The 19457-nt window shown below is 62.5% G+C and carries 17 protein-coding genes and 1 tRNA gene; 9 read left to right on the plus strand and 9 right to left on the minus strand.

The window, feature by feature from the left end; genetic code table 11:
- Positions 1-118: 118 nt before the first annotated feature.
- Positions 119-736: an ATP-dependent Clp endopeptidase proteolytic subunit ClpP gene (gene clpP, locus OX462_RS14810; protein WP_369811567.1), complete on the minus strand. Its 618-nt coding sequence runs from the start codon at positions 734-736 to the stop codon at positions 119-121.
- 85 nt (positions 737-821) lie between these two features.
- Positions 822-2162, minus strand: coding sequence for a trigger factor (tig, locus tag OX462_RS14815; protein WP_046685568.1), 1341 nt, complete (start codon positions 2160-2162; stop codon positions 822-824).
- Between the two features lie 599 nt (positions 2163-2761).
- Between tig and OX462_RS14820 the strand changes: the two genes are divergently transcribed.
- Positions 2762-2944 (plus strand): hypothetical protein, encoded by a 183-nt coding sequence (locus OX462_RS14820; RefSeq protein WP_070218671.1) that lies wholly within the window; start codon positions 2762-2764, stop codon positions 2942-2944.
- Positions 2907-4478: a hypothetical protein gene (locus OX462_RS14825; RefSeq protein WP_409026415.1), complete on the plus strand. Its 1572-nt coding sequence runs from the start codon at positions 2907-2909 to the stop codon at positions 4476-4478. Before OX462_RS14820 ends, OX462_RS14825 begins: the two co-directional genes overlap by 38 nt.
- A 74-nt stretch (positions 4479-4552) precedes the next feature.
- Here OX462_RS14825 and OX462_RS14830 read toward each other — a convergent pair.
- From OX462_RS14830 to OX462_RS14840, 3 genes are all read right to left on the minus strand, one after another.
- Positions 4553-4635 (minus strand) — tRNA-Leu (locus OX462_RS14830).
- A gap of 175 nt (positions 4636-4810) precedes the next feature.
- On the minus strand, positions 4811-7909 hold the full coding sequence (locus OX462_RS14835; protein WP_070218669.1) for an efflux RND transporter permease subunit: 3099 nt from the start codon (positions 7907-7909) through the stop codon (positions 4811-4813).
- On the minus strand, positions 7906-9069 hold the full coding sequence (locus tag OX462_RS14840; protein WP_083287531.1) for an efflux RND transporter periplasmic adaptor subunit: 1164 nt from the start codon (positions 9067-9069) through the stop codon (positions 7906-7908). Before OX462_RS14840 ends, OX462_RS14835 begins: the two co-directional genes overlap by 4 nt.
- Before the next feature lie 291 nt (positions 9070-9360).
- Here OX462_RS14840 and hpnC point away from each other — a divergent pair, with 291 nt between their 5' ends.
- The 6 genes from hpnC (at position 9361) to OX462_RS14870 (ending at position 14417) form a co-directional block, all read left to right on the plus strand.
- Positions 9361-10242 carry a squalene synthase HpnC gene (gene hpnC, locus OX462_RS14845; protein ID WP_070218668.1) on the plus strand — a complete coding sequence of 294 codons (882 nt, stop codon included), beginning with the start codon at positions 9361-9363 and terminating at the stop codon, positions 10240-10242.
- 46 nt (positions 10243-10288) lie between these two features.
- Complete coding sequence (gene hpnD / locus OX462_RS14850) at positions 10289-11122, plus strand: presqualene diphosphate synthase HpnD (protein WP_070311986.1); 834 nt, start codon at positions 10289-10291, stop codon at positions 11120-11122.
- Between the two features lie 7 nt (positions 11123-11129).
- Positions 11130-12500 (plus strand): hydroxysqualene dehydroxylase HpnE, encoded by a 1371-nt coding sequence (gene hpnE, locus OX462_RS14855; RefSeq protein ID WP_409026416.1) that lies wholly within the window; start codon positions 11130-11132, stop codon positions 12498-12500.
- 124 nt (positions 12501-12624) lie between these two features.
- Positions 12625-12780 carry a hypothetical protein gene (locus OX462_RS14860; protein ID WP_162995637.1) on the plus strand — a complete coding sequence of 52 codons (156 nt, stop codon included), beginning with the start codon at positions 12625-12627 and terminating at the stop codon, positions 12778-12780.
- 28 nt (positions 12781-12808) lie between these two features.
- Positions 12809-13600 (plus strand): DUF1700 domain-containing protein, encoded by a 792-nt coding sequence (locus OX462_RS14865; RefSeq protein ID WP_409026417.1) that lies wholly within the window; start codon positions 12809-12811, stop codon positions 13598-13600.
- Between the two features lie 10 nt (positions 13601-13610).
- Entirely contained in the window at positions 13611-14417 is an 807-nt protein-coding gene (locus OX462_RS14870) for a head GIN domain-containing protein (RefSeq protein ID WP_070218664.1), read from the plus strand.
- Between the two features lie 160 nt (positions 14418-14577).
- Here OX462_RS14870 and OX462_RS14875 read toward each other — a convergent pair whose 3' ends face one another.
- Positions 14578-15819 (minus strand): TIGR03862 family flavoprotein, encoded by a 1242-nt coding sequence (locus OX462_RS14875; protein ID WP_409026418.1) that lies wholly within the window; start codon positions 15817-15819, stop codon positions 14578-14580.
- A 154-nt stretch (positions 15820-15973) separates the two neighbouring features.
- Here OX462_RS14875 and OX462_RS14880 point away from each other — a divergent pair, with 154 nt between their 5' ends.
- Positions 15974-16207 (plus strand): hypothetical protein, encoded by a 234-nt coding sequence (locus tag OX462_RS14880; RefSeq protein ID WP_070218662.1) that lies wholly within the window; start codon positions 15974-15976, stop codon positions 16205-16207.
- A gap of 47 nt (positions 16208-16254) precedes the next feature.
- Here the strand turns inward: OX462_RS14880 and OX462_RS14885 are convergent, their stop codons facing one another.
- From OX462_RS14885 to thrC, 3 genes are read right to left on the minus strand one after another with little or no spacing between them, the layout of a single operon-like run.
- Positions 16255-16509, minus strand: a complete 255-nt coding sequence (locus OX462_RS14885) for a MoaD/ThiS family protein (protein WP_409026419.1) — start codon at positions 16507-16509, stop codon at positions 16255-16257.
- A gap of 10 nt (positions 16510-16519) precedes the next feature.
- A complete protein-coding gene (gene glp / locus OX462_RS14890) occupies positions 16520-17746 on the minus strand; it encodes a molybdopterin molybdotransferase MoeA (protein ID WP_409026420.1) in 1227 nt (408 codons plus the stop codon).
- The gene (gene thrC, locus OX462_RS14895) at positions 17746-19227 is read right to left on the minus strand and encodes a threonine synthase (protein ID WP_070218659.1); all 1482 of its coding nucleotides are present in this window, start codon (positions 19225-19227) and stop codon (positions 17746-17748) included. The genes glp and thrC overlap by 1 nt, the downstream gene beginning before the upstream one ends.
- Positions 19228-19457: the final 230 nt, after the last annotated feature.

Here is a 19457-nt window from a genome sequence, read left to right on the forward strand (position 1 = left end):
CATGGCGCAAGTCAACAACGTGCACAAGCTCCATGCTACCCGAAATAAAAGCGAAACGCCCGAACGTTTGATCGCCCGGGCGTTTACTTACTTGCTTAGCAATACCGGTAGGGGCTCATCAAGCGCGGCTGGTCAACACTTTGTCGATCAAACCATACTCAACGGCCTCGTCGGCGGACATGAAACGGTCGCGGTCGGTGTCCTTGGCGATCTGTTCGATCGTCTGGCCCGTGCGCTCGGCCATGATGCCGTTCAAGCGGGTGCGCAGGTAAAGGATTTCCTTCGCCTGGATCTCGATGTCGGACGCCATGCCTTGCGAACCACCGGACGGCTGGTGAATCATGATGCGCGAGTTCGGCAGCGAGAAACGCTTGCCCTTGGCGCCAGCGGCCAGCAGGAAAGCGCCCATCGAAGCAGCCATGCCCGTGCACAGGGTCGAGACGTCCGGCTTGATGAACTGCATGGTGTCGTAGATGGCCATGCCGGCCGAGACCGAACCACCTGGCGAGTTGATGTAGAGCGAGATTTCCTTTTCCGGATTTTCGCTTTCCAGGAACAGCAGCTGGGCGACAACCAGGTTGGCCATCTGGTCATTGACCGGGCCGACCATGAAAATCAAGCGTTCCTTCAGCAGGCGCGAGTAAATATCATACGAGCGCTCGCCGCGACCGCTTTGTTCCACCACCATCGGCACCAGGCCGAGCATCTCTGTGTCCAGCGCCGGATTACGGTTCATACCTGTCATTTCATTTCCTTGTGAAGCAGTTAGAGGGCGCCGCCCCGGCCTGACGGCCGGGAGCGGCATCCGGATACCAACTGGTTTACGCTTGTGCGTTGCTTCCCATCAGTTCGTCGAAAGCAACTGCTTTCGTCGTGACTTTCGACAGGCCCAACACGTAAGTGACGACGTTTTCTTCCAATACAAGGGCTTCGATCTCACCCAGACGACGACGGTCGCTGTAGTAGTACTTCAGCACTTCGCGTGGATCTTCGTAGCTTTGGGCGAAGTCTTCGATCTGCGCCTTGACTTGCTCAGGCGTAGCCTGCAGGTTGTTATCGCCCACCAGTTGCGACAGGATCAGGCCCAGGCGTACGCGACGCTCGGCTTTTTCCGCGAACAGTTCTGCTGGGAAAGGCACGTCCTTGACGTTCATGCCGCGCTGCGCCATGTCCTGGCGGGTCATTTCGGCCAGGCGCTCGGAATCCTGAGCGATCAGCGTTTTTGGCACTTCCAGCTCAGCAACTTTGATCAGCGCGTCCATGACGGCTTCCTTGTTGCGTGCTTTTACGCGGCCAGCGACTTCGCGCTGCAGGTTGACTTTGATGTCTTCGCGCATTTTGGCCAGGTCGCCATCGGCAACGCCCAGCGATTTGGCGAATTCGGCATCGACTTCCGGCAGGTGCGCCCATTCCAGCTTTTGCAGCGTGATGGTGAACGAAGCGGTTTTGCCGGCCACGTCTTTACCGTGGTAGTCCTCTGGGAACGACAACGGGAAAGTCTTCGACTCGCCCACTTTCAGGCCCAGGGTCGCTGCTTCGAATTCCGGCAGCATGCGGCCTTCGCCCAGCACGAAAGCGTAGCCTTCAGCTTTGCCGCCTGGGAATTCAACGCCGTCGATCGAGCCGACGAAGTCAACGGTCACGCGGTCGCCGTTGGCAGCGATAGCCTCACCGCCGTCGCCGTGTTCGCCAGCTTCGCCCTTGGTGTGGAAGTGCACGCGCTGCTTGCGCAGGATGTCGATGGTCTTGTCGATTTCGGCTTCCGACACGTCGGCTTGCACGGTTTCGATTTCAACGGCCGTCAGGTCGCCGATGGCGACTTCCGGATACACTTCGAACGTGGCGTCGAAAGCCAGCTGGCCTTCGGCGGCTTCTTCTTTCGGCACGATGTTCGGGAAACCGGCCACGCGCAGATTGTTTTCGTTGGCGGCGTCGTTGAACGCGCGGCCGACTTTGTCATTCAGCACTTCGGATTCAATTTGGTAGCCGTATTGTGCTGCGACCATTTTCAACGGCACTTTGCCCGGACGGAAGCCCGGTGCCTTAGCCGTACGGGCTTGCACTTTCAGGCGCTTCTCAACTTCCGTGCGGACGTCCGTCAGCGGGAAGGAGATCGTGATACGACGTTCGAGTTTGCCCAAGGTTTCGACTGCAGTTGCCATGTAAAAAATCGTCCAAAAAATAAACACTGTTGGTGCGAGAAAAGAAGACCCGACCCCTTGCGCCATCACTGGCGCAAGACATGGGTCCAGCTTCACTCGCTCGCATATTCATCTGTAAAAGCACTGAAAACAGGACGATGGACCTGGTCTACCCGGCGGAGGGAAAAACCCGCACCAGGCACCAAACAATCCGCCGCTTCCAGTACTGCGACAGGGCTCCGAGCGTCCAACCCTGCTTCTCAGTAAATGCAGGGCCGGCCATCATTCGGTAAAGCGTGGCATTATAACAAAGGACTTCGGGAAAGTGGCTGGCTTTGCAGCCACGCCACAGAGGATACCGGCGGCGGCGAACGAATCGCTACAGCCTGGATGGCCCTGTCTTTACTCTTGCCCCGGCATTCTTTATTTCGCCAGAGACAGGCTTTCCAGCCTGCTTCGTTCATTAGTATATGCGAACTGGCGCCCCGTCCGAAACAAAGAAATGCGCTCCTGGCGAAGATTTCGGCCAAAAAACCTTTGATTTACCTCAATTTGGCCATTTTTCAGGCAAACCTAAGCCGCGCATCCCCTCTCCAAGTGAATTTAAAGGAGAAAACATCATGAGCGATAGCACATCCAGCAACTCCAGCAATGCCAAAGCCAAGCTGCAAATGGTCCTCAGCCGCCTGCTCGACGGCGTCACGGACGACGATCTGCAAAAAATCCAGACGGAAGTCGATGAAATGGAATTGCGCATGAAGGGCGATGGCCACCACGACCACGACCACCCTACCGTCGCCTGACCCGGCAGTGGCTGCGCCTACCCTGCGAGCCGCTCCACCGGATGCGGACGTGCTGGCCGCCGTGGAAACGGCGCTGGTGACCCACCGCGCCTTTGGCGACAGCGGCTACATCCGCGACCAGCTGGCCGTCGCCTACCGGCGGCGCCTGCACAAGCTGGGCGGCACCCTGCCCGAGGCCGAACGGCTGGCCGGCGCGCTCGATACGGCGCCGCCCGCGCGCCAACGCCAGTTACTGGGCGACACGGTGCTGCGCTGCGCCGTCCAGCACGCCATGCGCCAGCTGCACTTGGGTGACGAGTACGGACTGCCCCTGCCGCAATGCGCGGCACTGTTCCGGGCGGCCAGCGAGCACCTGGAAGCGGGCCTGCCCGGCGGCCCGCTGGTGGCCCATCTGCCGCCCGTGGCACGCTTGCACGAGGGGCGCACCATGGAAGAAGCGGACACCGAATGTGACACCTGCATATGGCATGCCTGGCAGGAAGGCACGCCGTATGCGCGCGCTTTCCTTGCCGTGATGGACGATAACTACGGCGCACCGCTGGCCACGCCCACGCCGCAGGAACGGGCGCTGCTGCGCCGCGGGCTAGGCTTGCTGGAAACCCTGCTGCCCCGCCTGACGGCCAGCGCGCTTTCTCATGTCCAGTTGATCGCCCTGTTTCCCAAGCTGGGCACGTGGCGCGGCAAGGCGTCCAGCTCGCAATTTCGCGTCAATGGCAGCGTGTTCCTGAACCAGGAGCTGATCGGCAACCCCTGGTGGCTGGCCGAGCACTTGCTGCACGAGTCGCTGCACCAGAAACTGTACGACTTCCGCCACGGCCACAGCCTGCTGGCGCCCGACTATGCGCGCGACGACGGCGCCAAGGTCTGCTCGCTGTGGAACGCGCCCGATGATGACGGCAATCACTACTGGGATGCCCATCGCACCCTGGCCGCCTTTCATGTATATGTCCACCTGGCGTTGCTGTGCCTGCTGGCCGAGCGCCAGGAAGCGGCGCTGGCGCCACAGTACGGCCCCATCGGCCAGCACATGAGCGGCAGCCGGCGCGCCATCGACCGCGCCCGCTACCTGGGCGAACAATTGCACAGCACCACCTGGCCGGAACTGGGATTGGCCGGGCGCCAGATGACGCATTGGCTGCTGCACGTGCTCGACGCACTCGACACGCAACGGCGGCCCAGCGGCGCCACCTTGCACCTGCTGCTCGACCTGTACGAACGCCAGAGCCGCAAGCTCGACACTTTCCTCGCGCGGCAGCCGCCGCCCCGCAGCGACACGCTGGCCGCCCAGGCGCAGCAAGAGGTCGCGATGACGCGCGAGGCGCTGTACCTGCTGGATCAGGAAGCACCGCAGTCAACCCATGCGCAGGAGTACAACTGGCCGCAGGCACGGCAGCGCGTCTTGCAGGCACTTTGGCCGCTGACTGAAGATGATAAATTAATGAAAAGAAGCGGCTACCCGCAGGCGCAGGCACTGATTGCGCAGATGGTGCAACAGTCGAGCCGGCAACTGGGCGCACTCGGCGCACTGGGCTGATGAAACTGGGCTGATGAAATAAGTTCAGGGAAAATTTTGATGGTGCTGCACTTCCGGGCTGGAACAACCCGGATTGGTGCGGATGGGGAGACTCGAACTCCCAAGCCGAAGCACTGGCTTCTAAGACCAGCGTGTCTACCAATTCCACCACATCCGCATTTGTACTACTTTGTGCTACTTGCCACAGGCTGCTGCCCCTGATTTTAACAACTCGTGGGCGATCTGGCTACCGTGGACTGATAGAGCAAGCCCTCGGTAAAGCAAAGGCGGCATTCTACTGGATTTCCCAGAGGAATGCCGCCTTTTTTATGACTGCACCTTGGCGTTGCCTACTAGCCCTCTTTTGCGGTCGCAGGCTCCGGCTTCTTGACCCGGAACCAGGCCGCATACAGGGCCGGCAGGAACAGCAAGGTCAAGGCCGTTGCCAGGATCAATCCCCCCATGATGGCGACCGCCATCGGTCCCCAGAAGACCGAACGCGACAGCGGGATCATGGCCAGCGCCGCGGCGGCGGCCGTCAGCACGATGGGTCGGCAGCGGCGCACGGCCGAGTCGATGATGGCGTCCCATGGCGTCGAACCGTCATTGATGTCTTGCTCGATCTGGTCGACAAGGATCACCGAGTTGCGGATGATCATGCCGAACAGCGCGATGATGCCCAGGTTGGCCACGAAACCAAGTGGCCGGCCCAGCGCCAGCAAGGCAAACGCGGCACCCGCCACGCCCAGCGGCCCCGTCAGGAAGACCAGCAAGGAACGCGAGAAACTGTGCAGTTGCAGCATCAGCAAGGTGAAGATGATGAAAATGGCCAGCGGCAAGTTCGCCGAGATCGACGCTTCCGCCTCGCCGCTGTCGGCCGCCACGCCTTTCACGACGATGCGGTAACCGGCCGGCATTTTGGCGCGCAAGGCATCGAGCTGCGGCGCCAGTTGCGTCGACACGGTGGCGCCCTGGATGCCGTCGATCACGTCGGACTGCACGGTAATGGCCCATTCGCGCTTGTCGCGCCAGACCACACCCGGTTCCCATACAAAATGCGCGCGGGCCAGCTGCGAGATGGGCACGGACTTGCCCGTCGCCGTCGGGATATTCGTGTCATTCAGCACGGAAATCGTCGCCCGTTCGGCCAAAGGCTGGCGTACCTGGATATCGATCAGCTTGTTGTCTTCGCGGAACTGGCCGATGACCGTGCCCGACAGAATTGTATTGGCCGCCTGCATCACCGTTTTCGAGGTAACGCCCAGCGCACGCATCTTGTCCTGATCCAGGTCCAGGCGCAGCACTTTCACCGATTCATTCCAGTTATCGTTCACGCCCAGGGTGTTCGGATTGGCGCGCATAATGTCCTTGACCTGGTCGGCAATGGCCCGCACACCGGCCACCTCCGGCCCCATGACGCGAAATTGCACGGGATACGGCACCGGCGGCCCGTTCGGCAACAGTTTCACCCGGCCCCGCACTTCCGGGAAATCTTTCTTGAAGACGTCGACGATTTGCTGGCGCAAGCGTTCGCGGTCGGCCAGGCTCTTCGGCAAGACCACCACTTGCGACACGTTGGTCTGCGGGAAGATCTGATCGAGCGGCAAGTAGAAACGGGGACTACCCGTGCCCACGTAGCTGGTGACGCTTTCCACGCCGTCGAGCTTGCCAACAAAAGCCTCGAATTTCTTCACCTGTTTCTCGTTAGCAGCAAACGTCGTGCCTTCGGGCGACCACAGTTCCACCATCAGCTCCGGACGGCTGGAATCGGGGAAGAATTGCTTTTCGATAAAGTTAAAGCCGTAGATACCCAGCGCAAAGATGGCCAGGGTGGCGGCAATCGTCGTCTTGCGCCATTCCACGCACCAGGTGACGGCGCGGCGGAAACGGCGGAAGTTCGGCGTGTCGAACAATTCATGGTCGTTATGCGCGTGCGGTTTCACCTTCAGCAAGATGTAGCCGATATAGGGCGTGAAGACGACGGCCACCACCCACGAGATGATCAGGGCCAGCGCATTGACGGAGAACAAGGAGAACGTGTATTCACCGGCGGCCGACTTGGCCAGGCCGATGGGCAAGAAGCCCGCCACCGTGATCAGGGTGCCCGTCAGCATGGGCATGGCCGTCGACGTATAGGCGAACGTGGCCGCATCGAAGCGGGACATGCCCTCTTCCATCTTGCGCACCATCATCTCGACGGCGATGATGGCGTCATCGACCAGCAAACCCAGCGCGATGATCAGCGCGCCCAGCGAAATCTTGTGCAAGTCGATGTCGAGCAGGCGCATGAACAGGAAGGTGACGGCCAGCACCAGCGGGATGGTCAGCGCCACCACCAGGCCCGGGCGCACGTCGATGCGCAGCGGCTTCGTGTGCAAGCCCAGCGCGACAAAGCTGACGGCCAGCACGATCAAAATGGCTTCGATCAGGGTATGCACGAATTCGCCCACGGAAGCGGACACGGCTTCCGGCTGGTTCGACACGCGCTGCAATTCTATGCCAACCGGCAACTCGCCCTTCATGCGCGTCACCGTTGCCTGCAAGGCCTTGCCCATGTCGATGATGTTGCCGCCCTTTTCCATCGACACACCCAGGCCGATCACTTCCTTGCCATTGAAACGCATCTTGTCCTTGGGCGGATCGACGAATTCGCGTTTCACCGTGGCAAAGTCACCGAGGCGGAAGGTGGTGCCGTTGGCGCGCAATTCCAGGTTTTCCAGGTCCTTGACCGTCAGCATGGCGCCCGTCACGCGCACTTGCAGATTGTCCGTCGGCGTCACCAGCACGCCCGTGGCGTTGATGCTGTTTTGCTCGGACAATTGCTGCACGATGGCGTCGAAAGGAATGCCCAGCTGGGCAAATTTCTTGTGCGAAAAGATAATATTAATCTTTTCATCCTGCACGCCAAACAGTTCCACTTTCGACACCTGCCCCACGGCCAGCAGTTCCTGGCGCACCTTGTCCGCGTAATCCTTCATTTCGGCATAGGTAAAACCGTCGCCGGACAGGGCGAAGATGGAGCCGTAGGTGTCGCCGAACTCGTCGTTGAAGAACGGGCCCACGACGCCGGCCGGCAAGGTGCCCTTGATGTCGCCGATCTTTTTGCGCACCTGGTACCAGGCGGCGGCCGTTTCCTTGGGCGGCGCCGATTCGCGCAGCTCCAGCAGGATCAAGGTTTCGCCCGGCTTCGAATAGCTGGTGATCTCGTCGATGTATGGCGTTTCCTGCAGTTTCTTTTCCAGCTTGTCCGTCACCTGCTCGGCCATCTGCAGCGCCGTGGCGCCGGGCCAGTACGCTTGCAGGACCATGGCGCGGAAGGTGAACGGCGGATCCTCATCCTGACCCAGGTTGGCGTAGCTGAGCATGCCGCCGATCAGCAGCACGGCCATCAGGTAGCGCGTCAGCGGGATGTGTTCGAGGGCCCAGCGCGACAGATTGAAGCCGCCCTTCATTTGGCCGCACCCACGCTGACGGCGGCAGCGGCGACATCCGGCTTGCTGGCCAGTTCGGCGCCGAGGATGGTCACTTTCTGGCCAGGCTTGAGCAGGTTGACGCCGGCCGTGACCACCGTCTGCCCCGCTTTCACGCCCGAGGCCAGCAGCAACTCATTGCCCGCCACGCCGCCCACCGTCACCGGCACGAGCTTCACGGCGCCGTTTTCCACCACCCAGACGGAGCTTTGCGACTTTTCATTGAACAGGGCCGTCAGCGGCACCTTGATCTGCGGCGTGGCCGTCTGGGAAGCGAACTGCACCACGGCCGTCATGCCCAGGCGCACTTGCGGCGCGTCCGGGATGCTCACCTTGGCAGTATAGGTGCGCGTGGCCGCATCGGCCACGGGCGACACTTCGCGGATCTTGCCCGGCAGCGCCTGCTTCGGGTCGGCCCACAGACGCACGACCACATCCTTGACACTGCGCAAGGTTTCTACCTTGTCTTCAGGAATGCCGATCACCACTTCCTTCTCGCCGCTCTTGGCCACCACCACGACGGGCGCGCCGGGCGCCACCACCTGCCCTACTTCCGCATCGATGCGCGTGACGACGCCGTCCGCATCGGCCAGCAGGCTGGCATAGCCGGACTGGTTCGCCTGGCCCCGGTACAGGGCTTGCGCCGCTTCCACGTTTGCCTGCGCCGCCTTGTAGGTGGCGTCCTTGCCATCGAGCACAGCCTGACTGACGAAATTTTTCTCGCGCAAGTCCTGGTAGCGCTTCAATTCCGCGCGCGCCAGGTCGCGGTTCGTTTCCGCGCTGACCAGCGAAGCCTTGGCCTGCGCCTGCGACAGCTGCAAGTCGACAGGATCGAGTTGCATCAGCACTTGCCCCTTCTTGACGCTGGCGCCCACGTCGACCTTGCGCGCGACGATCTTGCCGCCCACGCGGAAACCCAGCTGCGACACGACGCGTGGCACGACTTCGCCCGACAGCTCGGCACTCACGTCAACATTACTACTAGACAACACGATGGCACGGACGGGACGCACGTCTTCCACTTTGACGGCAGGCTTGGAACAGGCCGCCAGGGTAGTCGCAAGGGCCGCGGCGGCAATCAGCCGCAAGGCAGGAAGTGCGGATGCGCCGGTCTCGCGGCGCAGGGTTTTCAGGGCAAACAAGGTATTTTCCTTTACTATGCGGGCTGCAATATTTTTATGCGGAGAAACTTTTTGCCTGTCCTTTGGGCCAAGCCAAACTTTTTCGCACGCGATATCCTTAAATTTGTGACAATATCAGTTTGGTCGTAGCGGGGGACGATTTTCCGCTAATGACTTTCTGGTTATTAATTATAATCGTGCGTAAAAGTTTTTAGTGACTTTTGCGTCATTAATCTTGAGACGTACAACGTCCGGCCACATTCCAGCGTTTGCGGGAGTGCCGGACAAACGCAAGACTAGAGAAGTGTGTTCATGCCTGTAGACCATTACGAAAATTTTCCTGTTGCATCATTTTTACTGCCGCGCCGCCTGGTGCCCGCCGTAGAAGCCATCTATGCCTTCGCCCGCAGCGCCGACGACCTGGCCGACGAAGGCGACGCCACACCGGCCGAACGCCTGGCCTTTCTACACGCCTACGAAGAGGCGCTGGGCCGCATCGCCCGCCAGGAAGGCCATGCCGGCGAGAACGCCGCCATGTTCGAACGCCTGGCCGCCGTCATCGCCAAGTTCCAGCTGCCGCTCAAGCCGTTCCACGATTTATTGTCCGCCTTCAAGCAGGATGTGGAAACGACGCGCTACGCCAGCTACGATGACGTGCTCGATTACTGCGCCCGCTCCGCCAACCCCGTGGGGCTGCTGATGCTGCATCTGTACGGTGCGGCCGATGAACAGAATGTACGCGATTCCGATGCCATATGTTCAGCTTTGCAACTAATTAATTTCTTGCAAGACGTTGCCATCGACCAGCAAAAAGAGCGCATCTATCTGCCGATGGAAGACTTGAGCCGCTTTGCCGTCTCCGCCGCCGCCTTCGAGCGGCCCGAGGCGCACGGCAAGTGGAGTGCCCTGATGCGCTTCGAAGTGGCCCGCGCGCGCGCGCTGATGCTGTCCGGCGCGCCGCTGGCCCTGCGCTTGCGCGGACGCATCGGCTGGGAACTGCGCCTGGTGGTGCAAGGGGGCTTGCGCATTCTCGAATGCATCGAAGCCGTCAATTACGACGTGTTCCGACGCCGTCCCAAGCTGGAGAAACGCGACTGGCTGATCATTTTCTGGCGCGCCCTGCGCATGTCGCGCAAAAGCCTGCATCAAGAGACACAAGTAAAAACGGCTTTTCCCCCGTCGCCCACTCTGTAAGACGATAGAATAGCGGCTTCGATCTGCAACCCTTGCTCTTTTGACTATGTCTCCCGACGAATACTGCCAACAAAAGGCCGCCCAGAGCGGCTCCAGCTTCTACTACAGCTTCCTGTTCCTGCCGGCCGAGCGCCGCAAGGCCATCACGGCCCTGTACGCCTTCTGCCGCGAAGTCGACGATACGGTCGATGAATGCACGGACGAAGCCGTGGCACGCACCAAGCTGGTCTGGTGGCGCAAGGAAGTCAAGGCCATGTACGAGGGCAACCCCACACATCCCGTGATGCGCGCGCTGCAGCCGCACCTGGACATGTATCAGCTGGAAGAAAAGCATTTGCAGGCCATCATTGACGGCATGGAAATGGACTTGAACCAGACCCGCTACCTCGATTACCAGGCCATGAGCCGCTATTGCTGGCACGTGGCCAGCGTGGTCGGTATCTTGTCGGCCAGCATCTTCGGCGCGACCCGCCCGGAAACCCTGCTGTACGCGGAAAAGCTGGGCCATGCCTTCCAGCTGACCAACATCATCCGTGACGTGGGCGAAGACGCGCGCAAGGGTCGCATCTACCTGCCGATCAGCGAATTGCAGCAATTCAATGTGACGGCGGCCGATTTGCTGAACGCGCGCCACAGCGAAAACTTTGAAAACCTCATGCGCTTCCAGGTGGCGCGCGCGCAAAAAGCCTACGACGAAGCGTTCGCCCTGCTGCCGGCGGAAGACCGCCGCGCCCAGCGCCCGGGCCTGATCATGGCCGCCATCTACCGCACCCTGCTCAACGAAGTCGAGCGCGACGGCTATCACGTGCTGAACCAGCGCATCTCGCTCACGCCGATCCGCAAACTGTGGCTGGCCTGGAAGACCTGGGTTCGTGGCTGACAGTAGCGTGAAGCAACGCTACGCCGTCATCGGCGCCGGCTGGGCCGGCTGTGCGGCGGCCATGGAACTGGCGCGCGCCGGCCATGCCGTGACCGTCTACGAGGCGGCGCGCACCTTGGGCGGGCGTGCGCGCCGGGTCGAACGGGAAAAGACGGTGCTCGACAACGGCCAGCACATCCTGCTGGGCGCGTACACGGAAACCTTGCGCCTGATCAAGCTGGCGGGGCAAGACCCGGCCGAGCTGATCCTCACCCTGCCCCTGCAGATGCGCTATCCGCCCGGCACCAAAGGCATGGATTTTCTCGCGCCGCGCCTGCCTGCGCCGCTGCACCTGGCATGGGCCTTGCTGCGCGCCAAGGGGCTGCAGCGCGCCGACAAGCTGTCCCTGATGCGTTTTTCCACCGCCATGCGCTGGATGGGCTGGCAGCTGTACAACGATTGTACGGTAACCGAATTGCTGCAGCGCTTCGACCAGACGGACACCTTGAACCGCCTGATGTGGCACCCGCTGTGCCTGGCAGCCTTGAATACGCCGCCCGAGCGCGCGTCGGCCCGCGTCTTCATCAACGTGCTGCGCGACAGCCTGGGCGCATCGCGCCGCCGCGCCTCCGACATGCTGATCCCGAAAGCGGACCTCTCCACCCTGTTGCCCGACGCGGCCGCCCGCTATGTGGAACAGCATGGCGGCGCGGTGCGCACGGGCGCCAAGGTGGCCGCCTTGCACGCCTTGCCCGATGGCCGCTGGCGACTCGATGATGGCGTCGATGATGGCGAACACTATGACGGCGTCATCGTCGCCACCTCATCCGTGCAAGCGGCCAGTCTGCTGCAAGGCGTGCAGGACGCGCGCCTCGATGACGTTATTACCAAAATGCAGGCCTTCACACCGGAAGCCATCAGCACCTGCTACCTGCAGTACGACGCCAGCGTGCGCCTGGACTTGCCATTTTACGCGCTTGTCGATGCGCCAGAGCAACAGCACTGGGGGCAGTTCGTCTTCGACCGGGGCCAGCTCGACGCGAATCAGGCGGGCTTGCTGGCCGTCGTCATCAGCGCGTCCGGCCCTGCCGCCGAGCAAGGCCATGGTCCGCTGGCGCAGGCGATCGCCGCGCAGCTGGCGCAAGTGCTGCAGCGCCCGGAACTGGCGCAACCGGCCTGGAGCCAGCTGATCACGGAAAAGCGCGCCACCTTTGCCTGCACGCCGGACCTGGCGCGCCCCGGCAATGCCAGCGGCATGCCGGGCCTGCTGCTGGCCGGCGACTACACGGCCAATGACGACCGGACGCAGGACTATCCGGCCACCATCGAAGCGGCCGTGCGCAGCGGCGTGGCGGCGGCCAGGATGGCGAACACGGGCAAGGCGGCAAAACAGACTTGACGGTGCATCCCGCCCTGGTGTCGCTCGCCCCCGCGAAATTGCATTCTGTCGCACCGTGCTGGTGCGCTCGCGTGCGCTTGGGTACAGTCTGATCATCGACAACGGCCATGCCACGGAAAATACCATGCACACCACCTTGCACTTGAAAAACAGCTTGAAAGCCGTGGCGCTGCTCGCTTGTGTGCTGCTCGCCACCGTCATCGTCATTCACGGACAGCAAGTGCCACAAACGCCATTGCTGCTGAGCCAGGCAAGCATGCTGCTGCCGGCGGTGGGCTGAGGCGGCGAAGCGGAGTAACAGGAAGAATATGATGAACAAGCAAGACTATCTCGAGGCACTGCGGCGCGCGCTGGCAGGCTTGCCGCCGGACCTGGTGGCCAAGACCCTCGATTATTACGAACAGACCTTCATCGAAGGCGCGGCGGCCGGCCGCAGCGAGCACGAAATCGCCGACGACCTGGGCGACCCGAAAAAGATCGCCCTCACCTTGCGCAGCAGCACCCACCGCCAGGCGTTCGAGCAAAAGAAAACTCCCGTCAACCTGCTGCGCCTGCTCGTCTCGCTGGTGGGCCTGGCCATCTTCAACCTGTTCATGGTCGTGCCCGCCGCAGTCTACGCAGCGCTGCTGGCCACCCTGTATGCCGCCGGCCTGAGCTTTTACCTGGCCGGCATCGCCATCACGGCCAGCGGCTTGTCCGGCGCCAACGAACTGGTGCTCGAGGGGCCGCTGCGCCACGTCTTCATTCATGGCGACGAGGGCGGCGAAGGCGACGAACGGCGCGAAACGCGCATCACCATCGGCGACAAGGGCATCGAAATCGACCATGTGCCCGGCCCCTTGCAGCGTGAACCGGCTGAAGCGGAGGCACCCGGCGCTTCGTCGCGCATGATGGAGCGGGCCGAAGCGCTGGCCGGCGGCGGCATCCGCATCTCCACCGACATGGACCGCGATGCGCGCACCACACAAACCGTCTTCGGCGTCGGCATGCTGCTCGGCGGCATCGCCATATTCCTGCTCAGTCTGGTGGTCACGCGCTATACCTTGATCGGTATCAAGCGCTATATCGCCATGAATGTCTCCCTGCTCAAAGGTCACTAGAAAGGCTGCCATGAAACGCTTGCTCAAAGTCGGCCTGTCCATGCTCTTGCTGGCCATGGTCCTGATCGCCATGTCGTATGCGGCGCTGCGCGCCAAGGGGATCAGCAATCCCAGCAGCGCTGCCGGCCGCGCCGTGCGCAGCGACACGCGCCCGATTTCCGCCAATATCAACAGCATCGATCTGGCCGGTCCCATCGACCTGGTGCTGCGCCGCGGCGCCACGCCATCGCTGAAAGTGAGCGGCGAACAACGCCTGCTGTCGAACGTCGACACGACGGCCGACGGCACGACCCTGCATATCGGCCCGAAAGGCATGCTGTTCCACCATCGCCAGCCGCTGCAGGTGGAACTGGTGCTGCCAACCCTCGTGCGACTGGAAGTGCACGGCAATGGCGACAGCAGGATCACGGGATTTTCCGGCGACAGTTTCATCCTGGAACTTATGGGTTCAGGCGACGTCAGCTTCACGGGCCGCTACAAGCAAGTGCAAGCGACTGTCAACGGCAGTGGCGATCTCGACATCAATGCCGGCAACAGCGACAGCGTCGTGCTGGAAATGGTCGGTTCCGGGCGCATCGCCGCCAGCGGCAACACGAAATTCCTGCGTGCCGACCTGAGCGGCTCAGGCGACATCGATGCCGAACACCTGGCGGCCGACAAGGCCAGCGTCAGCCTGCAAGGTTCGGGCCAGAGCACCGTCTTCGTGCGCGACGCCGCCAACCTGACCCTGCGCGGCAGCGGCGACATCCACGTGCACGGCAACCCGCGCCAGCGCGAGACCCAGAAAAGCGGGTCGGGCGACATCATCTGGCATTAATGATGACGCAGTTCACAATCTACTGCGCGGCGCGATTTGCGGCTGGCGATGCTCGCTGCCTCGGCGGCCCCGTACCAGAGTACAGCTGCGCTTCTCAGCCACAACTCGGGGCCGCTCGCTACGATTGTGAGCTGCGTCGTGGCGTTGAAGCATTTCTCTTTCAGCAATTCTTTTCCAGCCACGCCACCGCCTGCTCGCCGGCCGCCTTGCCTTGCGCCAGGCAGGCCGTCAGCAGGTAGCCGCCTGTCGGCGCTTCCCAGTCCAGCATTTCCCCCGCCACGAACACGCCAGGCATGGCGCGCAGCATGCTGCCGTCGATGCCGTCGAAGTCCACGCCGCCGGCGCTGCTGATCGCTTCATCGATGGGGCGCGCACGCTTGAGCGTGACGGGCAGCAGCTTGATGGCGGCCGCCAGCCTGGCTTCGTCGGCAAAGTCGGCCGCGCTCAGGCATTCGCGCAGCAAGCCCGATTTCACGCCCTTGATGCCCAGCCGGCTATTCAGGTGGCTGGACATGGAACGGGCGCCGCGCGGGCGCGTCACTTCCTCGAACACGCGTTCATGCGTGTGGTCGGGCGCCAGGTCGAGCCAGATGGTGGCGTGGCCGTCGCGTGCGATCTGCTCGCGCAGCGCGGCCGACAGCGCATAAATCAGGCTGCCTTCGACGCCGCCCGCCGTGATGACGAACTGCCCCTGGCGCTTGATGATCAAGCCGTCGATGTCATGCGCCGTGATGGCCACGGTCGCCAGCGGTTCGCCCGCATGGCGGCTGCTGAAATGTTCGCTCCAGTCCACGTCGAAGCCGCAATTGGCCGGCGCCAGCGCTTCCACGGCCACGCCCTGCCCTTGCAGCAGCGGCACCCAGGCGCCGTCCGAACCAAGCCGCGCCCAGCTGCCGCCGCCCAGGGCCAGGATCACGGCGTCGAAGGCGCACAGGCATTCGCCGTCCGGCGTGGCGAAGGCCAGCTGGCCGTCGCGCCAGCCCGTCCAGCGGTGGCGCATGTGAAATTGCACGCCCGCTTCGCGCAGGCGGTGCAGCCAGGCGCGCAGCAGGGGCGCCGCCTTCATGTCCGTGGGGAAGACGCGGTTCGAGGAGCCGACAAAGGTCTCGACGCCCAGGCCGTGCACCCAGTCGCGCACCTTTTGCGGCCCGAACTGGTCCAGCGCCGGTTTCACGCGGTGCGCCTGCCGGGCGTAGCGCGAGACGAAGGCCTGGTAGCCTTCCGCGTGCGTGATGTTCATGCCGCCCCGCCCCGCCAGCAGGAATTTGCGGCCGACGGACGGCATGGCGTCGAACAACTCCACCCTCGCCCCCTGGTCGCTGGCCGCCTGGGCGGCCATCAGGCCGGCGGGGCCGCCGCCGATGACGGCGATGTGAAAGGGAGGAAGGCTGGAATCGGTCATGGCAGGCTGAAAGACGGTGAAAACCCCGGCATTTTAGTCGAGATAAGGCCCGGAGATGGCAAGAATGCCGAAAAATGATGCATACTGCGCGCAGAGGCCGCAGCGACCGGCGGCTTGACTTCACGCGACAACGCGACGACAAGAGGAGAAACACATGGGTGCAGGATTCTGGATTTCCCGTTATTTGCTGGCCAGCTCGATCTTATTCATCATCCTGACGGTGGTCGAGTACAGCAAGGGCACGACCAGCCAGACCGACATCCTCAGCGCGCTGGCCTGGTCGCTGGTGGCGTCGGCCATCTTCATCGGCTCGAAATACTGGCGCTACAGGAAGGCCGTCGCCTGCGCCACGTGCAGCGGGGACAAACCGAAAACCAGATCGTCATGAAAAAACGGCCACTTCGATGAAGTGGCCGTCTTGTTTGAGAAACGGGATCAGCCGCCCGTTACGGGCGGGAAGAACGCCACCTCGTCGCCTTCGCCGATCACGGTGTCGGCATCGCACATCACCTGCTTGTGCGCCGTGCGCAGCGCGCGGCCCTGGGCCAGCGCGTACTCCCAGTTGCCGCCCCGGGCAATCAGCAGGTTTCTCACCTCGCCCACCGTCAGCGGCCCGGCCACTTCCAGCACTTCGTGACCCTTGCCCACCAGTTCGCGCACGCTGGCAAAAAATCGCAGATTGATCTTCATCGATACTTCCTTAGTACAGCAATTCGTTAAACGGGATAAAACGCAGCATGTCGCCGCGCGCAATCGACAGCCCCGGCGGGCAATCGATCAAACCGTCGCCCCACACGGTGGAGGTCAGCACGCCCGAACTCTGGTTGGCGAACAATTCCAGCTCGCCCTCATCATTCACTTTGGCGCGCAGGAACTCGTTGCGCTTGTCCGCCTTCAGGCGCTCGAACGCGGCCGGCAGCTTGTAGCTGCGCGGCGCCAGGTTGCCCGCCACGCCCTGCAGGCGCAGGATGAACGGGCGCACGAACAGCAAAAATGTGACGAAGCTGGAGACGGGATTGCCGGGCAAGCCGATAAAGAACGCCTCCCGCACTTCGCCAAACGCCAGCGGCTTGCCCGGCTTGACGGCGATCTGCCACATGTTCAGCCGCCCTTCCGCTTCCACGGCCGGCTTGATGTGGTCTTCCTCACCCACGGACACGCCGCCCGAGGTGATGATCAAATCATTGCCCTGCGCCGCCTGGCGCAGCACGGCGCGCGTCGCTTCCAGGCTGTCGGGCACGATACCCAGGTCCGTGATCTCGCAGCCGAGGTTTTCCAGCAGGCCGCGCAAGGTAAAACGGTTCGAGTTGTAGACGGCGCCAGGTGCCAGCGGTTCGCCCGGCATGGCCAGTTCGTCGCCCGTGAAAAACACGGCCACGCGCAGCTTGCGCAGCACGGGCAGCTGCGCCAGGCCCACGGAAGCGGCCAGGCCCATTTCCTGGCTGCGCAGGCGCCGGCCCGCGCCAAGGATGATGCCGCCGGCGCGGATATCCTCGCCCTGACGGCGCACCCATTCCCCGGCTTTCGGCACGTGGTTGACCGTCACCACGCCGTCCGCCGCCGTGCACTGCTCCTGCATCACGACGCAGTCGGCGCCTTCGGGGATCAGGGCGCCCGTAAAAATGCGCGCCGCCGTCCCCGGCTGCAAGGGCTGGCCCACGTGACCGGCCGCGATGCGCTGCGACACGGGCAGGCTGGCCGCACCGCTGGCGCAATCGCTGGCGCGCACGGCATAGCCATCCATCTGCGTGTTGTCGCGCTCGGGCACGTTCAGGGTCGACGTTTGCGCCGTGGCCAGCACGCGGCCGTTGGCGCGCATGGTGTCGACCAGCTCCACCTCGGTCACCGGGCGCGCCGCGCCCAGCATGAAGGCTTGCGCTTCGGCCACCGACAGCATGGGTTTGCGTACAGTGCTGGCGTCCGTCATCACAAGCCCGTATTGGCGGCGATATACGCCTTCATTTTTTCCACGTCCGTGCCCATCACAACGAACTTTTGCGGCAAGTCCTCGATGTTTTCGAAGCCGGCCGGGCGTTCCGCGTCCACGCCCAGCGCTTCGAGGATGGTTTCGTTGAACTTGGCCGCCAGCGCCGTTTCCAGCACGATCATCGGCACGTTCGGCTCCAGGTGTTCGCGCGCCACCTTGATGCCGTCGGCCGTGTGCGTGTCGATGGTGATGCCGTAGTCGTCGGCGACGTCGCGGATGGTGTCGAGGCGGTCCTGGTGCGTGGACTTGCCCGACTTGAAGCCGTATTTGGCTACCAGCTTGAATTCATCGCCGTCGCTGCCAGGCTTGCCGGAGAGGTCAAAGCCGCCATGCGTTTCCACTTTCGTGAACAGGGCGCGCACACGCTCGCTGTCGCGGCCCACGAGGTCGTAGACGAAGCGCTCGAAGTTCGACGCTTTCGAGATATCCATCGACGGGCTGCTCGTGTGGTACGTCTCGGCCGACTTGCGCACGCGGTAGACGCCCGTGCGGAAGAATTCATCGAGCACGTCGTTTTCATTCGTCGCCGCCACCAGTTTCGAGATCGGCAAGCCCATCATGCGGGCGATATGTCCGGCACAGATATTGCCGAAGTTGCCCGACGGCACCGTGAACGACACTTTCTGCTCGTTGCTGGTGGTGGCCGCCAGGTAGCCGCGGAAGTAATACACGACTTGCGCCACGACGCGCGCCCAGTTGATGGAATTGACGGTGCCGATCTTCTGTTTGGCCTTGAACGGCAGGTCGTTCGACACGGCTTTCACCATATCCTGGCAGTCGTCAAACACGCCTTCGACGGCGATATTGTAGATGTTCGGGTCTTGCAGGCTGAACATCTGCGCCGTCTGGAAGGCGCTCATTTTCTTGTGCGGCGACAGCATGAAGACGCGGATGCCCTTCTTGCCGCGCATCGCGTATTCGGCCGCGCTGCCCGTGTCGCCCGAGGTGGCGCCGAAGATATTGAGTTCGGCGTCGTGCTTGGCCAAGGTGTATTCGAACAGGTTGCCCAGCAGCTGCATGGCCATGTCCTTGAAGGCCAGGGTCGGGCCGTTCGACAGCGCCTGCAGCATCAGCGTGGTCGATCCGCCCTTGACGACGTTTTCTTCGAGCACGCGCAGCGGCGTGATGTCGGCTGCGTTTTCGCCGGCGCGGGCGTTCTTGTAGACTGCCTTGGTATAGGTTTTCGCCGTCAGTGCCTTCAGGTCCGCGGCCGGGATATCGGTGGCGAACTTCTTCAGGATTTCGCAGGCCAGGTCGGCATACGACAATGTGCGCCAGGCATTGAGCTCGGCACCAGTGACTTGCGGGTAGTGTTCAGGGAGATACAGTCCGCCATCGGGGGCCAGGCCGCCCAGGAGGATGTCGGAGAATTGCTGCGGATTCGATGGCGCTTTGTCAGCGCGGGTAGACACGTAATGCATAGATTTGAAGAGTCCAGTTGAGCTGAGTGCGGTTGATCATGAATGGCAGCGGATATTATAGTGCCAGCGGCCGTCCAAGGCGAATCGCGTGGCGCCAGCCTGATCAAGATGTGACAATTGGAGAGCCTGCTTATTATCAAACAAGCCATAATTGTATGAGATCAAGCCCGGCGAACATGACCCGCGTATGCACTGGCGCGCGCCGACGATTTAGGCCACACTGAGCTTTC

Origin of the sequence: Janthinobacterium aestuarii (genome assembly GCF_046113285.1) — a bacterium.
Taxonomy (GTDB): domain Bacteria; phylum Pseudomonadota; class Gammaproteobacteria; order Burkholderiales; family Burkholderiaceae_D; genus Janthinobacterium.

Coding starts and splice junctions, on each gene's coding strand:
- clpP (WP_369811567.1), bottom strand. CDS start 736: ATGAACCGTAATCCGGCGCTGGACACAGAGATGCTCGGCCTGGTGCCG.
- tig (WP_046685568.1), bottom strand. CDS start 2,162: ATGGCAACTGCAGTCGAAACCTTGGGCAAACTCGAACGTCGTATCACG.
- OX462_RS14820 (WP_070218671.1), top strand. CDS start 2,762: ATGAGCGATAGCACATCCAGCAACTCCAGCAATGCCAAAGCCAAGCTG.
- OX462_RS14825 (WP_409026415.1), top strand. CDS start 2,907: ATGGCCACCACGACCACGACCACCCTACCGTCGCCTGACCCGGCAGTG.
- OX462_RS14835 (WP_070218669.1), bottom strand. CDS start 7,909: ATGAAGGGCGGCTTCAATCTGTCGCGCTGGGCCCTCGAACACATCCCG.
- hpnC (WP_070218668.1), top strand. CDS start 9,361: ATGCCTGTAGACCATTACGAAAATTTTCCTGTTGCATCATTTTTACTG.
- hpnD (WP_070311986.1), top strand. CDS start 10,289: ATGTCTCCCGACGAATACTGCCAACAAAAGGCCGCCCAGAGCGGCTCC.
- OX462_RS14860 (WP_162995637.1), top strand. CDS start 12,625: ATGCACACCACCTTGCACTTGAAAAACAGCTTGAAAGCCGTGGCGCTG.
- OX462_RS14865 (WP_409026417.1), top strand. CDS start 12,809: ATGATGAACAAGCAAGACTATCTCGAGGCACTGCGGCGCGCGCTGGCA.
- OX462_RS14870 (WP_070218664.1), top strand. CDS start 13,611: ATGAAACGCTTGCTCAAAGTCGGCCTGTCCATGCTCTTGCTGGCCATG.
- OX462_RS14875 (WP_409026418.1), bottom strand. CDS start 15,819: ATGACCGATTCCAGCCTTCCTCCCTTTCACATCGCCGTCATCGGCGGC.
- OX462_RS14880 (WP_070218662.1), top strand. CDS start 15,974: ATGGGTGCAGGATTCTGGATTTCCCGTTATTTGCTGGCCAGCTCGATC.
- OX462_RS14885 (WP_409026419.1), bottom strand. CDS start 16,509: ATGAAGATCAATCTGCGATTTTTTGCCAGCGTGCGCGAACTGGTGGGC.
- glp (WP_409026420.1), bottom strand. CDS start 17,746: ATGACGGACGCCAGCACTGTACGCAAACCCATGCTGTCGGTGGCCGAA.
- thrC (WP_070218659.1), bottom strand. CDS start 19,227: ATGCATTACGTGTCTACCCGCGCTGACAAAGCGCCATCGAATCCGCAG.